We start from the raw sequence: 21,769 nt of genomic DNA, 5'->3' as shown, positions 1-21,769 counted from the left end.
TGTTTTTATTTGTAGTCGTTCTTCTCGTCGTCGTAGAGATCGCCTTGAGTAGGATCGGATATTTCCTCGTGGCCGGTGTCGTTGAGCTCGTGGATGAGGGCGATTCGCGACGCTGCTTCGTCGTCAAGCTTTGCCTCAAGGCGTTCGAGCATGTTGTGAAGATCTTCAAGCTCGTGCCGTAAATAATCGCGGGAGACCATGTCGCCAACTGCCAGACGCAAGCCGGCAAGCTCTCGCGTGATGAACTCGGTGTCGGCCTTTGTCTCAAAAGCTCGACGACGATCCTCGTTCAAGGACACACGGTCCCGATCCTCTTGCCGATTTTGCGCTAGGAGGATGAGAGGGGCCGCGTACGCAGCCTGCGTAGAAAACGCGAGGTTGAGCAAGATGAAGGGATAGGGGTCCCATTGCCAGACAAAGACTCCACAGTTGAGCACCACCCAGACGGCAACGAAGATGGTTTGCCACATGAGGTAGGTGCCGGTTCCAAAGAACCGTGCCACTTTTTCGGCGTAGGCGCCGACGGTGTCGTCGTCAAGCTTAAGGAATCTGCGGCGCTTCTTTAAAAAGGGCGTGTCAAGGTCAGAGCGATTGTATTCTGCCATGGGCTAGCCCTCTTTAGAGATGGGTGTTACGGGGCGGATCCCGGTTTCTCGCCAGTCATCCGGTAGGAGGTGGTCGAGAAGGTCATCGACGGCCACCGCGCCTAGGAGGTGGTTTTCGTCGTCAACCACCGGACCGCACACCAAATTGTAGGTGGCGAAGTACCGCGCGGCGGTTTCCTGAGAATCGCTGGCGTAGAGCGGCGGGAGATCGGGGTCGAGGATGCCGGAGATCAGGGCGCTGGGGGGTTCTCGCAAAAGTTTTTGCAAGTGCACGCATCCGAGATATTTTCCGGTGGGCGTGGCAGTAGGAGGGCGGACGACGAACACCAAGGACGCCAAGGACGTTGGAAGATCGGGGTTCCGCGCAAGGGCGAGAGCCTCAGCGACCGTCGTTTGGGGCGCAAGAATGAGCGGTTCGGGGGTCATGAGTGCGCCCACGGTGTCGGGGCTGAAGCTCATGAGTCGGCGAACCGGAGCGGATTCTTCTGGATCCATGAGCTCTAGGAGAACGTCTGCTTTGTCGTCGGGGAGTTCGCCTAGGAGGTCGGCGGCGTCGTCAGGATCCATCTCCTCAAGAACATCTGCAGCACGCTCGATGTCGAGGGTCTCAAGGAGTTCGGCCTGCCGATCCTCTGACATTTCTTGGAGCACGTCGGCGAGGCGATCGTCGTCAAGCTCGCTGGCCACAGTGACACGCTGGCGCTCTGGAAGCTTATAAAGCACCGTGGCGACGTCCGCAGGCCGCATATCCTCAAAGCCCGCTATAAGCTCGGCCGCGGCATCGGAAAGGCCTACGCCAGCAGCAGAAATGCCGTGCACGTGGGACCACGGAACGGTAAAGAGATCGGGACGACGGCCAAATTTGGGTCGCTCGCCGATCACTGCGACACGAGAGATAGCCCAGTCGCGAGTTCGGGTGCGCTCTAGTTCTACGTCCGCGACCTCGACCGGACGGCCATGTAATTGATCAAGTTCGGGGTCATCAACATGAACTTTGGAGCCGATGATGTCGCCGACCACAGCGACTTCACCATGCCGAGGTTTATAACCACGCAATGAAACCGAACCAGAAACGAGGTTGATCTCCTGTGGTTCGATAGCCGCGACGCGCAGCATGGGCAGAAAGATTCTTCGATTATTCATCATTTCCACCACAAGCCCCAGGACCCGTGACATGTGGCCGCTAGGGCGAACGTTAACGACCACGTCACGGACTCGACCAATAACATCTGTGTCTGGTCCGCGCACTACCATTCCGGCGAGGCGGCCGGCGTACACTCGTGTCACTTGACTCATGGTTTACCAGTCTACGTACGTGCTTAAACGAAGTCGACAACTTCAAGGGTGCTCTAGGGTTCCCGCGACTAGGAGAGGGGAGAGGGCTGGGATATTTACTAAAGCAAGCTAAACTCTCCCAAAGCCCCCTTTCCTAGTCACGTGGATGAAAGGCCCCCTGAACACATATGAGCCGTCGAGCAGAATTAATTGGATCGCTACTTGTGGGTGTTGTCGCATTAACCGGATGCTCCCGCTTTGAACCAAACGCAGATCCCATACCGGACCAGCATAAAGTGATAGTGATTGCGGTCGACCCCGGCTCTTGGGAGCAAGTCGTTTTGGGAGAAGCTTATAGCCAGGCGCTTCAGCATGCCGGGCGAGAAGCTGTGATTAGAGTATCGGCGACGACATCTCAGACGGATCCGCTGCGGTTGATCTCCCAGGGGGAAGCTGATTTGTATATCAGCTGTACCGGAAAGATTCTTACCTTGGCTAATTCGCATCGAGCGCGGGAGCTTTCCGACGACTACGTCAAAAACAAAGGGGCCTCCACCACCGATCAGTGGCGAGAAACTGTGTACTCGGAAATGATGGCGTCGCTAGGAAATAATGTGAATGCCACCGATCCTAGTAACACCATTGGCTGCGAGGATGAGACTCCGGAGCTACCTGAGAATCTTGTGCCGGTGTATCGCGAACCAGTGTTTACCAGGGAAAACCGCAATATCTTGAATCTCGTGTCAGGCTCGCTGTCCACAGAGAAATTGGAAAAGCTCGTGGAGGAAGCGGAACAAGGCATGAGCGCCTCCGCACCGGTGGAGAAGTTCCTCAAAGACGCCAAGCTTTAGATCAATATCACAAAAATAAGGTGTGAGGTACGAATCCGTACCTCACACCTTATTGTGCTTTGCGGCTAGTCGGCGAATGCTTCGTCGAGAAGCTGGCTTTGCTCAACTGCGTGGATCTTGTTCAATCCGGTTGCCGTTGATGCCTGAGCACGACGGGAAACGCGCTTCATCGGTGGCATATCCGGGATGAGCTCAGGAAGGTGCTCGTGGAGGAATGGCCACGGTCCCTGGTTAGCGGGCTCGTCCTGGCAGAAGCGGATCTCGTCGACATTCGGGTAGTAGTTGAATGCGTCGCGCAGACGGTTGAACGGAATCGGGTGCAGCATTTCGATGCGAACTATTGCCACGTCTTCGCGCTTGTCCTTTTCAACGCGCTTGGCAAGGTCGTAGTAGAGCTTGCCGGACACCAGCATGATCTTCTTGACCTTGGATGGATCAAGGTTGCCGTCGGTAAACCGTGGGTCGTTGATCACTGACTGGAATTTCTTTACCTCGGTGAAGTCGGAGACATCGGAGGTAGCGGCCTTCATGCGCAGCATGGACTTGGGGCTGAACACGATCAACGGACGCTTGAGTCCGCCAAGTGCGTGGCGACGCAGGAGGTGGAAGTAGTTAGCCGGGGTAGTCGGCTGAGCTACGGTCATGGTTCCTTCGGCGCTGAGTTGCAGATAGCGTTCGATTCGTGCAGAAGAGTGATCGGGGCCTTGGCCCTCGTAACCGTGCGGGAGTAGGAGGATCAATGAGGATGTTTGTCCCCACTTCGCCTCACCCGAGGAGACATACTCATCGATGATGGTTTGTGCGCCGTTAGCAAAATCGCCGAATTGCGCTTCCCAGGCGACTACTGCTTCGCCGTTTCCTACGGAGTAGCCGTACTCAAAGCCCATACCTGCGAATTCGGTGAGGGCGGAGTTATAGACGAGGAACTTGCCGCCGTTGCCCTTACGCTCAGCGAGCTCATTGAGCCCGTTGAACTCTGTGCCGTTGCGAGGATCGGAGACCACTGCGTGGCGCTGGGTGAAGGTGCCGCGTCGGGAGTCTTCACCCGTCAACCTCACAAATTTGCCGCCGGCAGCGAGGGAACCGAAAGCGATAAGCTCGGCCCAACCCCAGTCGATTCCACCGTTGTGCGCAGAGTCCAGGCGCTTTTGTGCTACTGGTGCCACGCGTGGGTGGAACTCGAAGCCCTCTGGCGCGGTGGCGTAGGCCTGCGCAATCTCCACGAGGTCTTCGCGCGAGATGTTGGTTTCCAAGCCGTGAGGAACCTGCTGAGAAGCGGTAATACCCGCCTGTGCTTCAAAGGGCTTCTTCTCGGATTCTTTGACATCGTTGAAGATGGATTCCATCTGGTCGTGGAAGTCGCGCTGGACCTTTTCTGCGTCCTCGGCGGTGAGTTCGCCGCGGCCCAGGAGGTTTTCCTTGTACTGCTCACGGACGGTCTTGCGAGCGTCGATAAGCTTGTACATCTCTGGCTGCGTCATCGATGGGTCGTCGGCTTCGTTGTGTCCGCGCCGGCGGTAGGAGATCATGTCGATGAAGACGTCTTTGCCAAACTCGCGACGGTATTCGGTAGCCAGCTTGCCCACCCATACGACTGCCTCGGGGTCGTCGCCGTTAACGTGGAAGACGGGGCAGCCATAAGCCTTAGCCAAGTCAGTGGCGTAGTGGCTAGAACGTGCAGAATCTGGTGTGGTGGTGAAACCGATTTGGTTGTTCACAACGATGTGAACGGTGCCGCCGACGGTGTAACCGCGCAGTTGTGCGAGGTTCAAGGTTTCCTGAACAATGCCAAGACCTGCAAAAGCTGCATCGCCGTGGAGCATCATGGGCATGACGGAGTATCCATCCTTGCCCTTGTCTAGGATGTCTTGCTTGGCGCGGGCGATTCCTTCCAAAACCGGATCGACGGCTTCGAGGTGTGAAGGGTTAGCGGCAAGTGAGACCTTGATCTCGTTGTCGCCAAACATCTGGATGTGGTTACCCTCTGCTCCAAGGTGGTATTTGACGTCACCGGAACCACCGGCAGCCTTAGGCTCGATGTGCCCTTCGAATTCGGTGAAGACAGTCGCGAGCGGCTTTCCAACTACGTTGACGAGGACGTTGAGGCGGCCACGGTGAGGCATACCGATAACGACTTCGTCCAGTCCCTGGCCTGCAGCGGTATCGATAGAGGAGTCCATGAGCGGGATAAGGGCTTCTGCACCTTCGAGGGAGAAGCGCTTTTGTCCGACGTACTTGGTTTGCAGGAAATCCTCAAAGGCCTGTGCGGCGTTGAGCTGCTGCAAGATGTATTTCTGCTCCGGCTGCGTGAACTTAGGCATGCCGGCTTCGATGCGATCTTGGAGCCAGAGGCGCTCGTCGCGGTCGAGGATATGGGTGTACTCGGACCCAACTTTGAGCGTGTATGCGGCGTGTAGCTTGCTGAGCACCTCACGCAGCGTCATGCTTTCCTTGCCGCCGAAACCGCCGACGTTGAAGGTGCGGTCAAGATCCCACAATGTGAGGCCGTGGGTAGCAATATCGAGATCGCGGTGATCTGGTACTGGCATACCCGGCTGGTGCCAACGCAGGGGGTTCGTGTCTGCGATGAGGTGACCGCGGGAACGGTATGCCTCAATGAGCTGCATAACGCGGGTGTTCTTGTCCACGCCGGTGTTAGGAAGATCCTGAGCCCAGCGCATAGGAGAGTAGGGGATGCCTACGGACTCAAAAATGCTGTCCCAGAATGCATCGTCGATGAATAGCTGGCTCAATGTGCGGAGGAATTCACCGGACTCAGCGCCCTGGATGATGCGGTGATCGTAAGTGGACGTAATAGTCACCAGCTTGCCCACACCAAGCTCGGCGAGGCGATCCTGGGAAGCCCCCGCGAACTCTGCTGGGTAGTCCATTGATCCAACGCCGATGATCGCGCCCTGGCCTTGGGTAAGGCGAGGCACAGAGTGGCGGGTACCAATTCCACCGGGGTTGGTCAGGGAGATCGTCACACCGGAGTAATCATCCATGGTGAGCTTGCCCACGCGAGAGCGTGCGACGATGTCCTCATATTTGGCGACGAACTCGGAGAAGGAGAGCTTCTCCGCCTCCTTGATGGCTGCTACGACGAGCGCACGCATGCCATTTTTTTGCTGCACATCGATGGCTAGACCCATATTGATGTGCTCAGGCGTATGAAGTGTGGGCTTGCCGTCAACAACTGAGTAATAGTTGTTCATATCGGGATGTGCCATGGTCGCCTTGACCACTGCATAACTGATGATGTGTGTGAATGAGACCTTTTCGCCCTTGGTGCGCTTGAGATGCTCATTAATAATTGCCCGGTTTTCAAACATGAGCTTGACAGGCATATCGCGAACCGAGGTTGCCGTGGGAACCTCGAGCGACTCATCCATGTTTTTGGCGATAGCCTTGTAGATGCCTTTTAGCGTTTGTTCGCCGGCTTGGGGCATCTCGCCTGTGCGCTCTAGCGGGGAAGGTTGAGTTTTCTTCACTTTTTTCTCGGGCTTAGGGTCTTTGGCAGCCGCCTGAGCTGGTTTATTCTCGCTCTTAGCTGCGACTTCAGCGGATTTCTTCGCCGAAGGGGTGGGCTGAGTGGACGTGTTCTCTGTGGGAGTGCCCGATTTCTTGGGTGCACCCTGCTCTTCGAAAAGTTCGCGCCATTCCTTATCTACGGACTGCGGATCCTTCTGGAACTGCTGGAACATCTCGTCTACCAGCCAATCATTCTGGCCGAAAGTACTAGCGCTGCTCACTGCAGGTGCTCGCCTCATTTCTTTGTGAGATTACTTACGTCTATTCACACTGTAATAGCTTTTATATAGGCTAACCAGTTTCTCCCCTCAACGACGAAATCCACAGGAAAGTTTTTCGTTCTTGGGAGGAAACAGCTGGAAACATCACCGCATAAAGGCGTCTAACTGCGTAATCCTCCTTCTCCATGCGCCCACATTCTGGAGTAAATACCCCCAAAAGTGCGGAGCTGGTCGTGGGTTCCTTCCTCCACAATTGTGCCCTTGTCAACAACTAGTATCCGGTCGGCCTTCGCCGCTGTGGCAAGGCGATGCGCGATGATGATGGACGTTCGGTTGCGGGTAAGGCGTTCCGACGCTTTCAGGATCGTCGCCTCCGTTGCCGGATCTAACGTTGCGGTTGCTTCGTCGAGAAGCAAGACATCAGGCTCGATCATCTCTGCGCGGGCAAGCGCAATGAGCTGACGCTGCCCGGAGGATAATCCACGCCCCCGTTCTCCTACGCGCGCGTGGAAACCTCCCGTGATGGCAGCAATTGCGGTGAGCGCTCCGACCCGCCGCGCCGCGTCGGTGATTTCTTGTTGCGATGCGTCGGGACGTCCATACGCGATGTTATCGGCCACTGTTCCTGCAAAGAGATGCGCCTCTTGGGGGACAAAACCCACGCGCTGCCGCCATCGGATAAGCGGAAGTTCCCGCAGATCCGTCCCCGAGGAAGAGACAGATCCCCGGGTGGGGTCGTAAAACCGTTCCACTAATTTGATGGCCGTGGATTTTCCCGCGCCAGTCGGGCCGACCACAGCCACCGTGCTTCCTGACTCAAATCGAGCATGAAAATTACGTATGACTTCAGCATCTGGCGAGTAGGAGAAAGAGACATCGGAGAATTCAATCGGCCCTGCCGCCTCGACGCGCTGATCCCCTCCTAGCGACACGGATGGTTGTGTCGCTAGGAGAGAGGAGATGCGACAAAAACCAACTTGGGCCTGCTGATAAGAATCAAAGACCTGCGACAAGTGCTGGATGGGAGTATAAAGCCTGTCGAGGTAGAGCAGGAAGGCAACAAGTACTCCGGCCTTGATCTGTCCACTAATAACAAGCTGTGTACCTACCGCAAGCACGGCTGCCTGTAAGAGCTCGCTGACCGCATTGATACCAGGAAAATAGACGGCGACGGCAGTTTGCGACTGGATGCGAGTGCGTCGATACGCTGCTGCACGACGGGCGAAGCGCGCAATGGTGTACTCCTCCATGCCTGCCATCTGGGAAGCTTTGAGGCCGTTCATGGATTCCTGGAACATGGCGTTGACACTGCTGATTTCCTCGCGCGCTTTGGTGTAGAGCTGTGACGAGATGCGCCGGAAGAAGAACGTGGCGACGGCAACCACCGGCACTCCTACTAACGCGATAAGAAAGAGTGTGACGTTGGTGAACCCCAGTAGCACGAGGATCCCTATCAGCGTGGTCAGCGAGACCACGGTCTGCGCCAAACTAGTCTGTAGGAAGGAGTTGAGCGCGTCGATGTCGGTGGTCATCCTCGTCATGATGGTTCCCGACATCGTGGTCTCGTAATAATCCATCCCCAGTTTTTGCAGGTGCGCGTAGGAGCGGACCCTGAGGTGATACAGAAGACGTTCTCCCGTACGCGCGGTAAGAATCGTGGTGGCTATGTCTGCACACCATGCAATAACGACGACCGTGAGGCCGATGGCGATGACTTCCCAGAGCACGCTCGCATTACCCATGGTCACGCCATCGTCGATAGCCCGGCGCACCAGCGTGGGAATAGCAAGACCAGCGGCAACCCCAACAATATAAAGGCCAACAACAAGAAGAATAAGCAGCCGCACCGACCCGAAAAGCTGATGCGCGGACACCCGACTCAGCTCGTCCGTAGGAGGTGGGCCAGGGCTTTCCGACGCCCGCGGCAACGCATCAACGCGCGCAAGCAGCTCCGGGGTCGCCGGCATAGCTGCCGCAGCAGAGCGGCCTCCTCGGCCTCCCGGTTTAGCCCCCGCCGAAGAAGCAGCGGCACGAATGGCCGAGGAGCTCATCGTCAAACGCTCATCCGTCTCCGCCACTGGTGTGGGCCACAGCGCATCCCAGTCGGGCTCAGCACCAGAATCAAAGGGAACACTGACTCCCTCCTCGTTGCTTTTGTCCGTAGGAGAGGAGAGGTCCATCAAATGGGCGAACTGTGCATCCCCGCGCATTTCCTCCCCATCTCCTACTCGCGTCACTCGGCCGTCCTCCACGAGTGCGATGCGATCAGAAAAGACCAGAGTGGAATGGCGATGCGCCACTGTAAGGATGGTGGTGCCTGGCAGCTCTGAGTGGATGGCACGGAAGATCGCACGCTCTGTAGAAGCGTCGATGGCAGAGGTTGCGTCGTCGAGAATGAGCACGCGCGGGCGCGTGACCAAGGCGCGGGCTATCGCGATGCGTTGGCGTTGACCGCCTGATAGCGTCAGGCCGCGCTCGCCGACGATCTGATCAATGCCTTGGGGCAGCGCGGAAATAAAATCTTCCGCCTGGGCCCACCGAATCGCCTGGATTATGTCTGCATCGCTTAGCCCTCGCCCCATGTCGATGTTGTCGCGGATAGTCGCAGAATAGAGGAAAGGTTCATCAAAAACGCAGCCTATGGCGGCGCGGAGGTCTGGGCGGGAGATGTCGGAATAATCCACCCCTCCTACTCGCAGGGATCCGGCGGCGGGCCTATAAAAGCCCGTGAGCAGCTGGACAAGCATTGTTTTGCCGGACCCCGGCGGACCAACCAGAGACACTGTTTCGCCAGCGGACACAGATAAGGAAAAGTCTTTGAGTATTCCGTCAAAGCTGACGGAGTCGCACTCTATCCCTAAGGGGCCCTCGGGGATGGCAACGGGGTGATCCGGTTCTGGGGCTTCCGGCTTTAAATTAATAACGTCCATCACTCTGTCAAAAGAGCTCAGTCCAAGCTGGACCTGGATCACCATCCCTGCAAGCATGGACACGACTGCGGTCATAGAAGTCAGATAAGCGCTGAACGCAAGAAAAGACCCGATAGTAATGTGGCCGCGCAACGCGAGGAAACCGCCGAGACCAATGCCCAGCACTAGCGCAATGTTGGGGAGTTGTTGGACGAAAGGTTTAAAGCGAGCAGTTAAGCGGGCAGAGCGCATTTGCTCGGAATAAACCCTCCTACTCAGCGCATCTAAGGTGGCGACTTCGCGGTCTTCTTGTGCAAAGGCTTTGACTACGCGAACACCCGTGATGGTTTCTTCTATGTGCGTGGCCAAGTTTGCCACCGATTGTTGCGCCGACCATGTCGCGGCAAAAAGCGTGGAGCGGGAGCGAAGCGATAACCAGACCAGTGGCGGAATGGACACCACAGCGATAAGCATCAGCCACGGGTTAATCCACGCCAGGATGATTAATGTAATAGCGATCTTGAGGAAGTGGCCAAGGAGAATCGGAAACATGGCCACCATGGCTTGCACGAGGTTGAGATCCGAAATGGATCGAGAAACTACTTGTCCGGTGATGAGTTGGTCTTGGCGGGGGCCGTCGAGAAGCTGAAGCGATCGCAGAACATCAATGCGGAGGCCGTGCTGGAAAGAGTTGGATAGAACACCCGCAAAATAACGACGGCCGAACTGGAACACGTACCGAGATAACGCCACAGCGATCAGAGCCCACACGACCGCGGATACTGAGTGCTTTGCGGAGCCCGTAGCTGCATCGACTGCGGAGCCGGCTAGGAGGGGGATGGTGGCGTCGAAAAGCGTAGTAAACACCGTCGAAAGGATCGCCGCGATCACAACGACGGGTTGACGCCACAACGTGGCTAGGAGAGTGCGGCCAACGTTGGGCGTCATAGTAGCGTGGGTCCTTTGTGCGTTAGTCCTTCAACGCCGCAGCTGCAATCTCTGTGGGTTCTGGAACGGAATCTTTGTTCGGAGCAGGGGAACTAAAAGCCGCGGGGAGTGGCCCCAGAGACTCATTGGTGTTATTTACCACTTTGGAAGCAAGTTTGCGATTGGCCACGGTACCAAGTACCGCTCCCACACCCATGGGCATGATCTTTCCGATCCATGCTGTCCTGAGCCGCTTGGACACCTGGTTAAGGGCCATTCGCAGAAGCTGGTTGTTCACTTCTCCCAGGTTGCGAACCGATAAGCGTGAGATCGCGGCGACGGAGTTACCGGCATTGATGGAGGCGTCGGCAAGGGCAGAGCCCGCGGAACCCAGGATCGCTACGAGGATAAGAGCTTTTCGACGTTCAGGGTCGCGGATATCGCCGCCGCGCAAGTACGCGGACGCCACAGTGTAGAAGGCGGCCGCGTCGAGGAAGACAAGCGATTCCGCGCTTACTGCCACCGCTCCGGTGATAAAACCAATACCCGGAACAGCGGCTGCGATTCCAGCCCCGGCGCCGGTGCCAGTCGCAAGCCTCATGAAGTGCTTGTCCATGAGACGCTGAATCTCTTGAGGGCTGGCCTCAGGATTACGAGAACGCAACCAATCCACATAGCCCGTAATAGCTGAGGACTGTAAATGCACCGCTTTGTCGAGGGCCTTGATAAGGACGCGTCCTGCTGGGCCAGTTTCGTTGGCCAAGGCTTGGGGATCGGAGCCATAAGTATCAGTGATCGGCTGGTCGCTATCTTTACCTCTAAACAGCACCTTGTCGGTGACAGAGGTAATGGCTTTGTTCACAATTCTCATTGATTCCAATCCTTACGGTATATGGGCGAAATATGGATTAAGTATCCATTGTTTTTAACGGCTCGTGTGGCGAGATGTTCCAAAAACTAGATCACGATATAGCCACAATTGGAACAGCAATCGTTATCTGCTTGCGGGATCTTGCGTGCAAGAGCTGCATGCAAGCCGAAAAATTATGACGCGTGCAAGCCGACTCACGCGGGCGATTGCGCGTATCGTTCGGCCTCTTCAACATCTGCCAAACTCGGCTGGATTCCTGTGTATAGAGCGAACTGTTCGGCAGCCTGAAGCGCGACTACTTCGCTGCCGTTGATAACCCGCTTTCCTAGTCGCTGTGCAGCGAGCACCAGAGGGGTCTCCACGGGATAAGCAACGACATCAAAATAAGGGAGGCAGCACTGATCTCCTCATCAGTGAAAGCTTGCACATCGTGGTCGTCGCCTGTCATCCCCAGCGGCGTCACATTCACCAGCATCTCGCTATCGTACGGAACGCTTTCTGCATAGCTCCACCCGTATTGCTGCGCGAGGGCCTCGCCGGTGACGGAGTTACGCGCGACTACAGTGCCCACCAATCCGTGGTCGGCAAGAGCGGCAACAACAGCATTAGCCATACCGCCAGAGCCTCGGACAGCCACAGACAAAGTAGGAGAGACGTCATGCGAACGCAGCAAGGACGCGACCGCCACATAGTCGGTGTTATAGCCGGTAAGCACTCCGTTGTCGTTGACAATGGTATTAACCGCATTGATGCGCTCAGCGGACGGGTGGAGGGAATCAATGAGCGGAATGACATCTTGCTTATAAGGCATAGAAACACCAGCCCCACGAATATCAAGACCTCGGATACCAGCCACGGCAGCAGTAATATCCAAAGGGGCTATCGCCTTGTACACAAAGTTCAGCCCCAATCGCTCATAGAGCCAGTTGTGGAATCGCACACCGTGATGAGACGGACGGGCAGCGAGGGAAATACACAGTTTTGTATCGCGGTCGACGTGATTAACCATGTCCCCTACTGTAGAACACATGAGTGCAGCCAGCGCCCAGCGTCTCCGAGTCGATGTTTCCTCCGGAACGATTATGGGAACAACAACCATCGGTGTGGAAGAAGGAACAGGCGTGCTTACGTGGCGTGGCGTGCCCTACGGGAAAGCCGAAAGATTCCGTGCACCTCGGCCAATGGACTCGTGGACAGGGGAACGCGAATGCGTGGCTTATGGCAACGTCGCCCCGCAAGCAACATATGGACCCTCGGATAAAATCCGGGGCGACGAGGATTGCCTCAACCTCGATATAGTTCGTCCCGACACACCACAGGTGCTTCCCGTAGTCGTATACCTGCACGGCGGATCGTTCATCGTAGGTTCCTCTCACGAGCAACTTTTAAGAGGACACGTTCTTGTTCAATCCATGAACGTCGTCTACGTATCCATCAATTTCCGCTTAGGAGCTTTGGGATACCTCGATATGCGGTCGCTAGGAGATGACTGCGTTGCCAACCCTGCGATACTCGACCAACTCCTGGCCCTGAAATGGATCCGCCACAACATCGAACGTTTTGGCGGCGACCCCAACAACATCACCTTGATGGGAGAATCAGCAGGCGGGGCAGCAGCGCTGACCCTCATGTGCGTGCCGTCGGCAGCAGGACTCTTTCACCGAGTAATCGCACAATCCCCTCCTATCGCCGCCATACATTCACGCGCCCAGTCCGTCCTATGGGCGAACGAACTAGCTTCGCGACTAGGAGGGGAAAAGACCCTCGCTAGCCTGCGACAGCGCCCAGTCGCCGACATCGTGCGCGCCGGGCAATCCATGATGTGGCGAACTCGCGAGCTTTTTTATCTCAATTCCTGTTACGCGCCCACCGTCGACGGAACCACGTTGTTTGCGCACCCCCTGGACGTTTTTGCTTCTGGACAACAACATAAAGTTCCTTTGATTGTCGGAACGAATGTGGACGAAACCTCTTTTGCTAAAGGCTTTTATCTGCGGTCAACAGCACGCGCGCGGGCAGCTGATCGCTTCCTACGCGTCTTCGATCCTCAGGGTGCTGACGCAGTACTTGCTGCATACGATTACGGGGCACGTCGAAGCGATTTTGCGCGTTTGCTTGCCGACGGCGTCTTCTGGGCGCCCAGCCTGCGGGTGGCAGAGACACATCAACAGGTGGCCGCTACGTGGATGTATCGTTTTGATTTCGCTCCGGCGCTTTTACGCTGGCTCGGTTTGGGGGCCATGCACTCGAGCGAGCTCACATCTATTTTTGGAGATACCAGTGCTTCAAGAATGTCAGGGCTCACTGTATTTACTCCGCGCGCAGAAATGGACGCGCTGCGGGAACACATGCAAACGATGTGGGGAAACTTTATGCACCAAGGCGATCCCGGAGCCACCTGGCCGCAATATCGTCTTGCTGGAGATTACTTACCAGGGCGCGCGACGATGGTTTTTGACCGAGAAAATCGGTTGGTCTATGACCCGGAACAGAACTATCGGCAAGCATGGTCCGGATACGATATGACCGAGTGGGGGACTGGCCGACCTGATCTCTTGCAAGCGTTGGGCTTAGACACCGGTCCTACGCGGTTTGACCCGTTGGAGCTAGAAGAAGGAACGTTGTGACGCCATCGATGAGTAGGAAGGTGGAGGGGGCACTCGACCGAATCTGCGCCGAACACCCTAGACTCATTCCTGCCGTGACCCCGACGCACCACCAGATCACGTTTTCTGAATTATGTTCGCCGTCCACTGTGTGTGATGCCTTAACTGCAGCGAAAGACATTTTTACGCTTACAACACCCAAGCATTGTGGGCAGCTATGGCTCTATACGTTGATGGGGGACATAGTGGCGCCTTCAGTGATGATGATGGTGTCTACAGGCATGGCAGTGAACTTGGAACCAGATAGTGGCATTCTTTTTCGCCGTGATGATCCGGAGTTCGCGCCGGGGTATTGGTACGGGTGGCGCCCGCAGTCATGTACGGAAAGCTACCGTGCAGCGAGTGCGGCGCTAGGAAAGGCGTTAGGTCCGCTCGTCGATACGCTGTGCAAGCAAGCCGATCTACGCCCGGCGCCGTTGTGGGCGGTGATTGCGGACGGCCTGGTACAGCCGGCCATGGCCGCGGGAAACGATGAACTGGAAACACGTCGTGCGGTGAAGATAGCCACAGAATTAGTCACGGGACTCAGTGAGGGAGCAGGAGTTGCTGTTCCCGCTGCGCGAATAGAGCACATCGTGGATAGCCAGATCTGCTCGCTAGGAGAGGAAGAGCCAGATTATCTGGTAGCCCACAGAAGTTCCTGCTGCATGATCTTTCATTCGCCCATCGCCGGCATGTGCACCTCGTGTCCGCACCACGACAAAAAGGAGCGAGAAGCTGCTCTAGTCGCTGCAGCCGAATTCTTTAGCTAGGCTTGGAGCAAGTTCAGAAAGGTGGACCAATACATGAGCTTTTTCGAGGATATTGCTGCGGCCCTAGACAAAGAGGGTTTGGAGTCTCGAGTACATGACGACGTCATGTTCGTACCGATTACCTCTGATCTGGAGATTCAGTTCGTTGAGATTGATCCGCTAATGCCAGCAGCCAATGTATATATTGCTGCAGCGGATGTTGATGAGGACGATGAGAACTTTGAGGCGGCTCTTGTCTCGGTTGTCTTTTCCGTGAAAGATGCCGTAAAGACTGTGGCTGAGCATGTTGCTACTGACCAGATCGTCACTGTTTTGCGTGATCTGCTCGATGCAACAGATGAGCGTATTGAGGATCTTGACTTCTTCCAAAATCCCCAAAACCCCCATATGGTTCATGCGGAAGTTGCTGCAAATTCTGAGCTTCAGGTGGTCGTTGAAGTCGTTGACGGTGAGCCGACAGCCATGGTGACGTTCGTTGCTTTTGGTGAAAGCTTTGATGAGCTCGTGGATCAAGCCATCGAAGAACTGTGGAGCCCGAATGGCGAAGATGCTTTGTCTGAGGAAGACCACGAGCGTCTCTTTTTCGACGTTGCTGCTGAACTAACTGAAGAAGCTAGCGAAATACTCGAGTTGGGCACGTTCACCGACTTTGACAAGCTTTTCGACGTTCTTAGCCTGGCTGCTGATCAAGCCGATGATTGGGAAGAACAATTGGTGCCACTCGATGACGAAGAAGCAGACAGCGTAGATGTGTATGACATTTTTACGGAAGAAGACGATGAAGAATTTGATCTCGACGACTCCGATGCTGCCGACGACTAATCAGGATCGCGTTTCCTTTCTGAGCACATAGTGGCAAAGGGGAATAACTATCTACGCTGCTTTCAACTCGTCTTGAAATATGGAGGCGGGAGAAGGTAGCGGCTGAAAGTCACCGTCAACGATCCATAAGAAAGTGGGAGCTGTTTTGTCGGTGAGTTCATGAGCACACGCAATGCACTCGGGTGGGATAATGGCTCGAATCCACCCCTCGGCAACCTCGGTCGGGACAAGAAAACCTTGCGGGTTGGTAATGCGTATTTGAACCAAGTATGCAGGGGACTTTTGTACGCCGTAGCTCTGTAGAAGGTTGCGTGCTCGTGGTCCTACGCGGTGGCGTGTGACTGTCACATTAAGCTCATTTTCTCCCAGGGTACTGACGACATTGATTGAAGGTGGCCTCCAGGAAGGCAATGATCGGGCTAAAGACCGCGGATGTCGAATAGTGCTGTGGATGGCGGCTAGCGTTTCGGGGTGGGAGCGTCTTATATGACCTGCTCGTTGTTCTGCGGAGTAGCGAGGCGCTGAGATCGGTGCTGGAATCATACGAAGGCGGGGGAGTTTCATGTGGACAACATTATTAAGCTGCGGGAACATCATAACTCACAAAATAGCACACTTGTTCTAATTTTGAATAGGGTGTTCGTTTTTATTTTCCTTGTGGGGGGAGGAGGCGCTATTGTGCGCTGTCTTCTGTATTGGGAATCGCGGCGGCCGGTAAGTAATCGAGCAATAACAGCGTCTTTTGGGACGCTCAAGGGTGTTAGATAACACAAATACAGAGGCTTGATAAAGGCTCAAGGCTTAAACGAATGAAGGAAAAGACATACGGTCCACACGGGAAAACCTATTCGGGGGAAAACTAAAAAAGTGATTGACGGGTGATTGCACCGGCGGTAACTCTGGAGATAGAACAGTCGCTTAGCGAAAGGGGGGGATCCTCATGTCAGGAGACAGTTCTGGCCGCTGCGAGGTCCTTGCTATCTCACAGGGTCGTTATAAAGCAGAGATAAACACCTTTGGTGGTGGGATTAAGTCTTTGTCTTTTGACGATAAGCCCCTTACTGAGACCTATCCTGACAGTGATAACCCTCCGCTATCTTCCGGAGTCGTCTTGGCGCCGTGGCCAAACAGAACAGCTGACGGGGCTTTCGTTTATTCGGAGCAGCGATACCAATTAGAGATCACTGAGCCAGCTCGCAATAACGCCATACATGGGCTTGTTCATAATCGGTTATGGGCTGTAACGAAACATTCGCACGACAGCGCAGTACTAAAAATTTCGCTTGGAATAGACCAAGGATGGCCTTGGGCCGTGGAGATAGAAGCAAAGTATCTGTTAAAAGACGATGGATTACATGCGCATTTTAGAGCGCTCGGAACTGGTCCATTTGGGTGGGGATGGCAAACGTATCTTTCTCCGTTAGGAGAGGAAGTAGATCGTGCAGTACTCACCCTAGGCGTGGACCAAGAACTTCCGCTTGGAGAACGCAATCTTCCTGTCGGAGAACGTACATCGCTATCACTTCCTCTAGACACCGGGTTGCCCATTGCCGGCCACCTTCTGGATAGGATAACTGCTATTACGCATCCAGCGGTCCGGTTCGCGCAACTATGGTGGTTGATGGACGTGGTGTGGCCATGGAGTGCAGCGATAATGTGCGCTGGTTTCAAGTGTTTACTCCCGATTTGGCCTGGGGCATGCCATATCCCGGACGAGATCGCGCAATAGCCATTGAGCCAATGACCGTTCCGCCTAATGCTTTGAATACAGGTATTACCTCCATCGATGTGCATGAGCCTTTTGAGTGCTCGGTGCGAATCTCAGCTTTATAAAATTCTTCCCTCATTTACTACGAACAAAGGATGCCCATTATGGAATCCGCATTGAGACTAAACGCAAGTTGGGTCGACTACTCCCTCGTAGCGATGTACTTCGTCTTCGTCCTAGGCATTGGTTGGGCCGCAAAGGCCCGAGTTTCCTCTTCCATCGACTTCTTCCTTTCTGGCCGGGGGCTTCCCGCATGGGTGACAGGCCTTGCCTTTGTCTCTGCCAACCTGGGAGCGGTTGAGATTATTGGTATGTCTGCCAATGGTGTCCAGTACGGTTTCCAGACCATGCACTACTTCTGGATCGGTGCTGTTCCCGCGATGGTGTTCCTAGGCATTGTGATGATGCCGTTCTACTACGGCTCAAAAGTTCGTTCTGTCCCTGAGTTTATGAGGCGTCGTTTTGGCGATGCTGCGCACCTTGTCAATGCGTGTCGTTTGCTCTTGCCCAGCTGCTGATCGCTGGCGTAAACCTCTTCTTACTGGCTAAGGTCGTCAATGCATTATTGGGCTGGCCGCTATGGGTGGCGCTTGTGCTTGCAGCTGTGATTGTGCTGTCCTATATCACTCTGGGAGGCCTATCTGCGGCAATTTATAACGAGGTTCTTCAGTTCTTTGTTATATTGGCTATGCTTCTTCCGATCACGATCATCGGGATGAATCGCGTTGGTGGCTGGCAGGGCCTTAAGAGGCTGATTACTGCGGAAACGCATTTCCATACATGGCCTGGTGTAGAAATCTCGGGATTCCAGAATCCGATTATTTCAGTTTTAGGTATTACATTTGGTCTTGGTTTTGTTCTTTCCTTTGGCTATTGGACAACCAACTTCGTAGAAGTGCAACGCGCGATGGCATCAGAATCCCTTTCTGCGTCTCGTAAGACTCCGATTATCGGAGCCTTCCCCAAGATGTTTATTCCGTTCTTGGTGGTCTTGCCCGGAATGGTTGCTTCCGTGACAGTCGCCGAACTGATGGGAGATGCTCCTGCGGGAAAGCCTAACGACGCCATCTTGTACCTGATGCGCGATCTCTTGCCCAACGGCCTCCTTGGCGTTGCAATCGCAGGTTTGTTGGCCTCATTTATGGCGGGAATGGCAGCAAATATTTCTGCATTTAATACTGTCATCTCGTATGACATATGGCAGACCTATGTGATTAAAGATAAAGAAGACGATTACTACCTCAAATTCGGTCGGCTTGCCACGGTGGCAGCAACATTGATTGCTGTGTTTACTGCGCTTCTTGCACAGAACTTTGGCAACATCATGGACTACCTGCAAACTCTCTTCGGCTTCTTTAATGCCCCATTGTTTGCCACCTTCATCTTGGGAATGTTCTGGAAACGCATGACGCCTCACGCTGGTTGGTCGGGATTAGTGGTGGGAACGGCATCTGCCATCATCTATTGGTATCTGGCTACGTTTACTGATTCCACCGCCACGCTTTTCAATCTCCCAGGCCAAGGAACAGCCTTTGTTGCAGCAGGCATCGCCTTTGTGATGGACATACTCGTATCCGTTATCGTCACATCCTTCACCCAGCCTAAACCGGACGCTGAGCTCGTGGGATTTGTAAAATCGGTCACTCCAAAGGACCACTTCCAGGATGATTCGGAACAAAACCAACCATGGTATCGCCGTACCGTTCCTTTGGGAATGGTGTGCTTAGTCCTTGTTGTTGCCCTCAACGTCGTCTTCGCGTAGTGCTGCGAACAAAATAACTTAAGGAGAATTCAATGTCACAGAATACTTCGACTCCGCGTACGCCGAAGGCAACGAGTCAACACCTCGCCGGAGCTTTTGATATCCGTAACGTTATTGGTGCTCTTATCGGTCTTTATGGACTTATCCTCGTTATATGTAGCTTTGCTCTTGACCCGGGCGTTAACCCGGATACTGGCGTAGCAAAGAGTTCCCAAGACAACCTATGGTCGGGTCTCGCCATGCTTCTGGTCGGCGCTATTTTCTTCCTATGGGCGAAGCTGCGTCCGATTGTTATCGATGAAACAAAAATAGATGAGTCGGTTCTTCCCTGTGGTCATTAATGAATATCATCGAGTCCAAGCTTGCCGACGGCCGCGACATCATTTACTACGATGACCACGAGGTACGCGTCGGTGAACGGGTTCTGCACGATCCCCGTGACCTCCCCGTGGCACAGCCATTGTCTGAGATACGTCGAGATCCTTTGACCGGAAAATGGGTGGCATATGCAGCCCATCGGATGAATCGCACTTTCATGCCTCCGGCTCATGAGAATCCGCTGGCACCCTCGTTGCCGGGAGAAAATCCCACAGAAATTCCTTCCCCTACATACGATGTCGTTGTCTTTGAGAATAGGTTTCCTTCTTTCTATATGAATATCGACGTGGGGGAGGACTGGGAGCATTCCGTGGACGGGATTGATCTTTTCCCGCGAAAGCCAGCGCTTGCGCGTTGCGAGGTTGTTTGTTTTACCGAGAACGCAGACACATCATTCAAAGATTTGCCGGTTAATAGGATCCGAACGGTCATAGATGTGTGGGCACATCGAACAGCGGCTTTATCTGCCTTGCCTACAGTCAAGCAGGTTTTCCCCTTTGAAAATAGGGGAGAAGAGATAGGAGTGACGCTGCAGCATCCCCATGGGCAAATTTACTCATATCCATTTTTGAGCCCGCGTATTGCAGCAATAACAGAACAAGCACGTGATTTTGCCAGAAAAAATCCCGGCAAAGAGCTTTTTTCAGAAATTCTTTCCGCTGAAAAAGCAGTACGGACTCGGATTATCGCGGAAACGGAGTATTTCACGGCCTTTGTCCCCGCAGCAGCTCGATGGCCTGTGGAGGTTATGGTGTGGCCTAACCGACACATAGCTGATTTTACGGAGCTGACGAGTACAGAACGCGACGATCTAGCTGTGCTGCTCAAGCGGCTGTACATGTCTATTGACAGGTTTTTCGATGGCGTAGAAAAAACCCCATATATTGCTGGTTGGAATCAAGCGCCGGTAGATCCTGAGCAACGCAGCCTTGTCCGCTTGCATCTACAAATATTCTCTTTGATGCGGTCCCCACACCGCATGAAATTTTTAGCTGGTAGCGAGTCGAGTCAAGGCGTGTGGATTAACGACACCACACCAGAACGGATCGCCGAAAGATTCAGAGAGGTTTGGGATTAAATGTCAGAGCTACGTTGGGTCCGCACTCGGAACCCGGAACATATCGCTCAGGATGCAACGCAACTGTTTCGGGAGCATTACCACTATGATCCCGCGGGAGTATGGGGAGCGCCAGGGCGCGTCAACGTGATTGGCGACCATGTGGATTACGCGGGAGGTATTTCCATCCCCTTCGCGCTGGAACAGCTTACCGCTGTTGCGATGTCTCCGAATACCAGCGGAATGTTTAACCTGGTGTCTTTGGCACCAAACGGAGAAGCATTAACCAAAAATATCAACGTTGACTCGGTAGGCCCACTCAGCCCTAACAACTGGGCCGGCTACGTTGTGGGCGCCATATGGGCTGGCACCGAGTCTGGTGTTATCGAAAAAACTCAGGGATATGACATCGCTATCGTTTCTGACGTCCCCTTGGGCTCAGGGCTTTCCTCCTCAGCAGCTTTGGAATGCTCCACGGCAGTAGGTGCGTTTGAACTCGCTAACGGCAGGCCTCCTAGCCATGAGGAGTTGTCGCAGCTTGTCGACGCCTGCGTGAGGGCCGAGAACGATGTCGTTGGGGCATCGACTGGGGGCCTGGATCAGCGCTCTAGTTTGTTTGGTCAACAGGGTAAGGCGCTCGTGATTGATTTCCGTTCAGGAAAAACTACACTAGTGCCCTTTGATTTGGCATCCAAGGGGCTAGCCCTTTTGATTGCAGATACTAACGCACCGCACACGCTTAACGATGGGCAGTATGCGTCGAGACGCGGCCTTATCGACGCCGTAACTGCCGCGTTGGGCGGTGACGGTGAGACACTGCGAGATATTGATGAAGCTCCTACTCGGGCACGTCAGTGGGCAGAGGACAACGGTGTACATGGCGAGGAAGCATATCGGCGTGTCAATCATGTCGTGGAGGAAACTCTGAGGGCACAGCAGGCTGCTGCTCTTGAAAGAGACGATATGGACACCTTCCGTCGCTTGATGCAGGAGTCTCATGAATCCCTCCGAGACCAGTATGAGGTAGTCACTGCGGAGCTGGAATCTGCGTTTCAGGCAGCTGGGTGTTACGGATCACGTATGACTGGTGGGGGATTCGGCGGCAGTGTCATTACCCTTGTGGATTCGGATAGCGTCACTGAGGCTGCGGAACGAATAGCAAAAGCTGCTTGTCAGCAGGGTTTTCCCTCTCCTACTTTCCTTATCGCGCGGTCAGGGGAAGGTGCTAGGAGGCTGCTATAAGGCAGGGAAAAGTGGCACCCGAGGCTAGCTAGGACTTTCTTAAGCTAGGAAAACTTTTAAAAAATACAAAGATTGTGGGAGGTATTTATCTAATTAAGAACTTAAGTGACAGTGGTCGCATCTGGCGGAATC

13 protein-coding genes and 3 pseudogenes are annotated in these 21,769 nt (G+C 54.5%); 9 read left to right on the top strand and 7 right to left on the bottom strand.

What is annotated here, in order from left to right:
- Positions 1-5: 5 nt before the first annotated feature.
- Together ET810_RS10325 and ET810_RS10320 are read right to left on the bottom strand one after the other, a co-directional pair.
- Positions 6-605 (bottom strand): DUF1003 domain-containing protein, encoded by a 600-nt coding sequence (locus ET810_RS10325; RefSeq protein ID WP_087453762.1) that lies wholly within the window; start codon positions 603-605, stop codon positions 6-8.
- Between the two features lie 3 nt (positions 606-608).
- The gene (locus tag ET810_RS10320) at positions 609-1,901 is read right to left on the bottom strand and encodes a magnesium transporter MgtE N-terminal domain-containing protein (RefSeq protein ID WP_087453763.1); all 1,293 of its coding nucleotides are present in this window, start codon (positions 1,899-1,901) and stop codon (positions 609-611) included.
- 167 nt (positions 1,902-2,068) lie between these two features.
- Here ET810_RS10320 and ET810_RS10315 point away from each other — a divergent pair, with 167 nt between their 5' ends.
- Complete coding sequence (locus ET810_RS10315; RefSeq protein WP_087453764.1) at positions 2,069-2,731, top strand: hypothetical protein; 663 nt, start codon at positions 2,069-2,071, stop codon at positions 2,729-2,731.
- Between the two features lie 65 nt (positions 2,732-2,796).
- Here ET810_RS10315 and ET810_RS10310 read toward each other — a convergent pair whose 3' ends face one another.
- The 4 genes and pseudogenes from ET810_RS10310 to ET810_RS10295 form a co-directional block, all read right to left on the bottom strand.
- Positions 2,797-6,483: a multifunctional oxoglutarate decarboxylase/oxoglutarate dehydrogenase thiamine pyrophosphate-binding subunit/dihydrolipoyllysine-residue succinyltransferase subunit gene (locus ET810_RS10310; RefSeq protein ID WP_087453765.1), complete on the bottom strand. Its 3,687-nt coding sequence runs from the start codon at positions 6,481-6,483 to the stop codon at positions 2,797-2,799.
- 161 nt (positions 6,484-6,644) lie between these two features.
- Complete coding sequence (locus tag ET810_RS10305; RefSeq protein WP_087453766.1) at positions 6,645-10,340, bottom strand: ABC transporter ATP-binding protein; 3,696 nt, start codon at positions 10,338-10,340, stop codon at positions 6,645-6,647.
- A gap of 22 nt (positions 10,341-10,362) precedes the next feature.
- Positions 10,363-11,190, bottom strand: a complete 828-nt coding sequence (locus ET810_RS10300) for a hypothetical protein (protein ID WP_134316006.1) — start codon at positions 11,188-11,190, stop codon at positions 10,363-10,365.
- 194 nt (positions 11,191-11,384) lie between these two features.
- Positions 11,385-12,199, bottom strand: a pseudogene (locus ET810_RS10295) (shikimate 5-dehydrogenase).
- On the opposite strand from ET810_RS10295, the gene ET810_RS10290 reads away from it, so the two are divergent.
- Genes ET810_RS10290 through ET810_RS10280 form a run of 3 tightly spaced genes read left to right on the top strand, consistent with a single transcriptional unit; the run spans position 12,198 to position 15,430 of the window.
- The gene (locus ET810_RS10290) at positions 12,198-13,817 is read left to right on the top strand and encodes a carboxylesterase/lipase family protein (RefSeq protein WP_087453768.1); all 1,620 of its coding nucleotides are present in this window, start codon (positions 12,198-12,200) and stop codon (positions 13,815-13,817) included. The pseudogene ET810_RS10295 and the gene ET810_RS10290 overlap by 2 nt on opposite strands.
- Entirely contained in the window at positions 13,814-14,608 is a 795-nt protein-coding gene (locus ET810_RS10285; protein ID WP_087453769.1) for a (2Fe-2S)-binding protein, read from the top strand. The genes ET810_RS10290 and ET810_RS10285 overlap by 4 nt, the downstream gene beginning before the upstream one ends.
- 33 nt (positions 14,609-14,641) lie before the next feature.
- On the top strand, positions 14,642-15,430 hold the full coding sequence (locus tag ET810_RS10280; RefSeq protein ID WP_013911234.1) for a hypothetical protein: 789 nt from the start codon (positions 14,642-14,644) through the stop codon (positions 15,428-15,430).
- Between the two features lie 51 nt (positions 15,431-15,481).
- Here the strand turns inward: ET810_RS10280 and ET810_RS12845 are convergent, their stop codons facing one another.
- Positions 15,482-16,027 carry a hypothetical protein gene (locus tag ET810_RS12845; protein ID WP_087453770.1) on the bottom strand — a complete coding sequence of 182 codons (546 nt, stop codon included), beginning with the start codon at positions 16,025-16,027 and terminating at the stop codon, positions 15,482-15,484.
- Between the two features lie 343 nt (positions 16,028-16,370).
- Here ET810_RS12845 and ET810_RS10270 point away from each other — a divergent pair.
- From ET810_RS10270 to galK, 5 genes and pseudogenes are all read left to right on the top strand, one after another.
- Positions 16,371-17,263, top strand: a pseudogene (locus ET810_RS10270) (aldose epimerase family protein).
- Between the two features lie 39 nt (positions 17,264-17,302).
- Positions 17,303-18,960, top strand: a pseudogene (locus ET810_RS10265) (sodium:solute symporter family protein).
- Positions 18,961-18,992: 32 nt separating this feature from the next.
- Positions 18,993-19,301: an LPXTG cell wall anchor domain-containing protein gene (locus ET810_RS10260; RefSeq protein ID WP_087453771.1), complete on the top strand. Its 309-nt coding sequence runs from the start codon at positions 18,993-18,995 to the stop codon at positions 19,299-19,301.
- Positions 19,301-20,416, top strand: coding sequence for a galactose-1-phosphate uridylyltransferase (gene galT / locus ET810_RS10255; protein ID WP_087453772.1), 1,116 nt, complete (start codon positions 19,301-19,303; stop codon positions 20,414-20,416). The genes ET810_RS10260 and galT overlap by 1 nt, the downstream gene beginning before the upstream one ends.
- Positions 20,417-21,637 (top strand): galactokinase, encoded by a 1,221-nt coding sequence (gene galK, locus ET810_RS10250; RefSeq protein WP_087453773.1) that lies wholly within the window; start codon positions 20,417-20,419, stop codon positions 21,635-21,637.
- Positions 21,638-21,769: the final 132 nt, after the last annotated feature.

Source organism: Corynebacterium silvaticum (genome assembly GCF_004382825.2).
Classification (GTDB): Bacteria; Actinomycetota; Actinomycetes; order Mycobacteriales; family Mycobacteriaceae; genus Corynebacterium; species Corynebacterium silvaticum.
The sequence above is the reverse complement of the archived record's forward strand: the minus strand, read 5'-3'. Positions and strand labels throughout refer to the sequence as shown.

Coding starts and splice junctions, on each gene's coding strand:
- ET810_RS10325 (WP_087453762.1), bottom strand. CDS start 605: ATGGCAGAATACAATCGCTCTGACCTTGACACGCCCTTTTTAAAGAAG.
- ET810_RS10320 (WP_087453763.1), bottom strand. CDS start 1,901: ATGAGTCAAGTGACACGAGTGTACGCCGGCCGCCTCGCCGGAATGGTA.
- ET810_RS10315 (WP_087453764.1), top strand. CDS start 2,069: ATGAGCCGTCGAGCAGAATTAATTGGATCGCTACTTGTGGGTGTTGTC.
- ET810_RS10305 (WP_087453766.1), bottom strand. CDS start 10,340: ATGACGCCCAACGTTGGCCGCACTCTCCTAGCCACGTTGTGGCGTCAA.
- ET810_RS10300 (WP_134316006.1), bottom strand. CDS start 11,190: ATGAGAATTGTGAACAAAGCCATTACCTCTGTCACCGACAAGGTGCTG.
- ET810_RS10290 (WP_087453768.1), top strand. CDS start 12,198: ATGTCCCCTACTGTAGAACACATGAGTGCAGCCAGCGCCCAGCGTCTC.
- ET810_RS10280 (WP_013911234.1), top strand. CDS start 14,642: ATGAGCTTTTTCGAGGATATTGCTGCGGCCCTAGACAAAGAGGGTTTG.
- ET810_RS12845 (WP_087453770.1), bottom strand. CDS start 16,027: ATGATGTTCCCGCAGCTTAATAATGTTGTCCACATGAAACTCCCCCGC.
- ET810_RS10260 (WP_087453771.1), top strand. CDS start 18,993: ATGTCACAGAATACTTCGACTCCGCGTACGCCGAAGGCAACGAGTCAA.
- galT (WP_087453772.1), top strand. CDS start 19,301: ATGAATATCATCGAGTCCAAGCTTGCCGACGGCCGCGACATCATTTAC.
- galK (WP_087453773.1), top strand. CDS start 20,417: ATGTCAGAGCTACGTTGGGTCCGCACTCGGAACCCGGAACATATCGCT.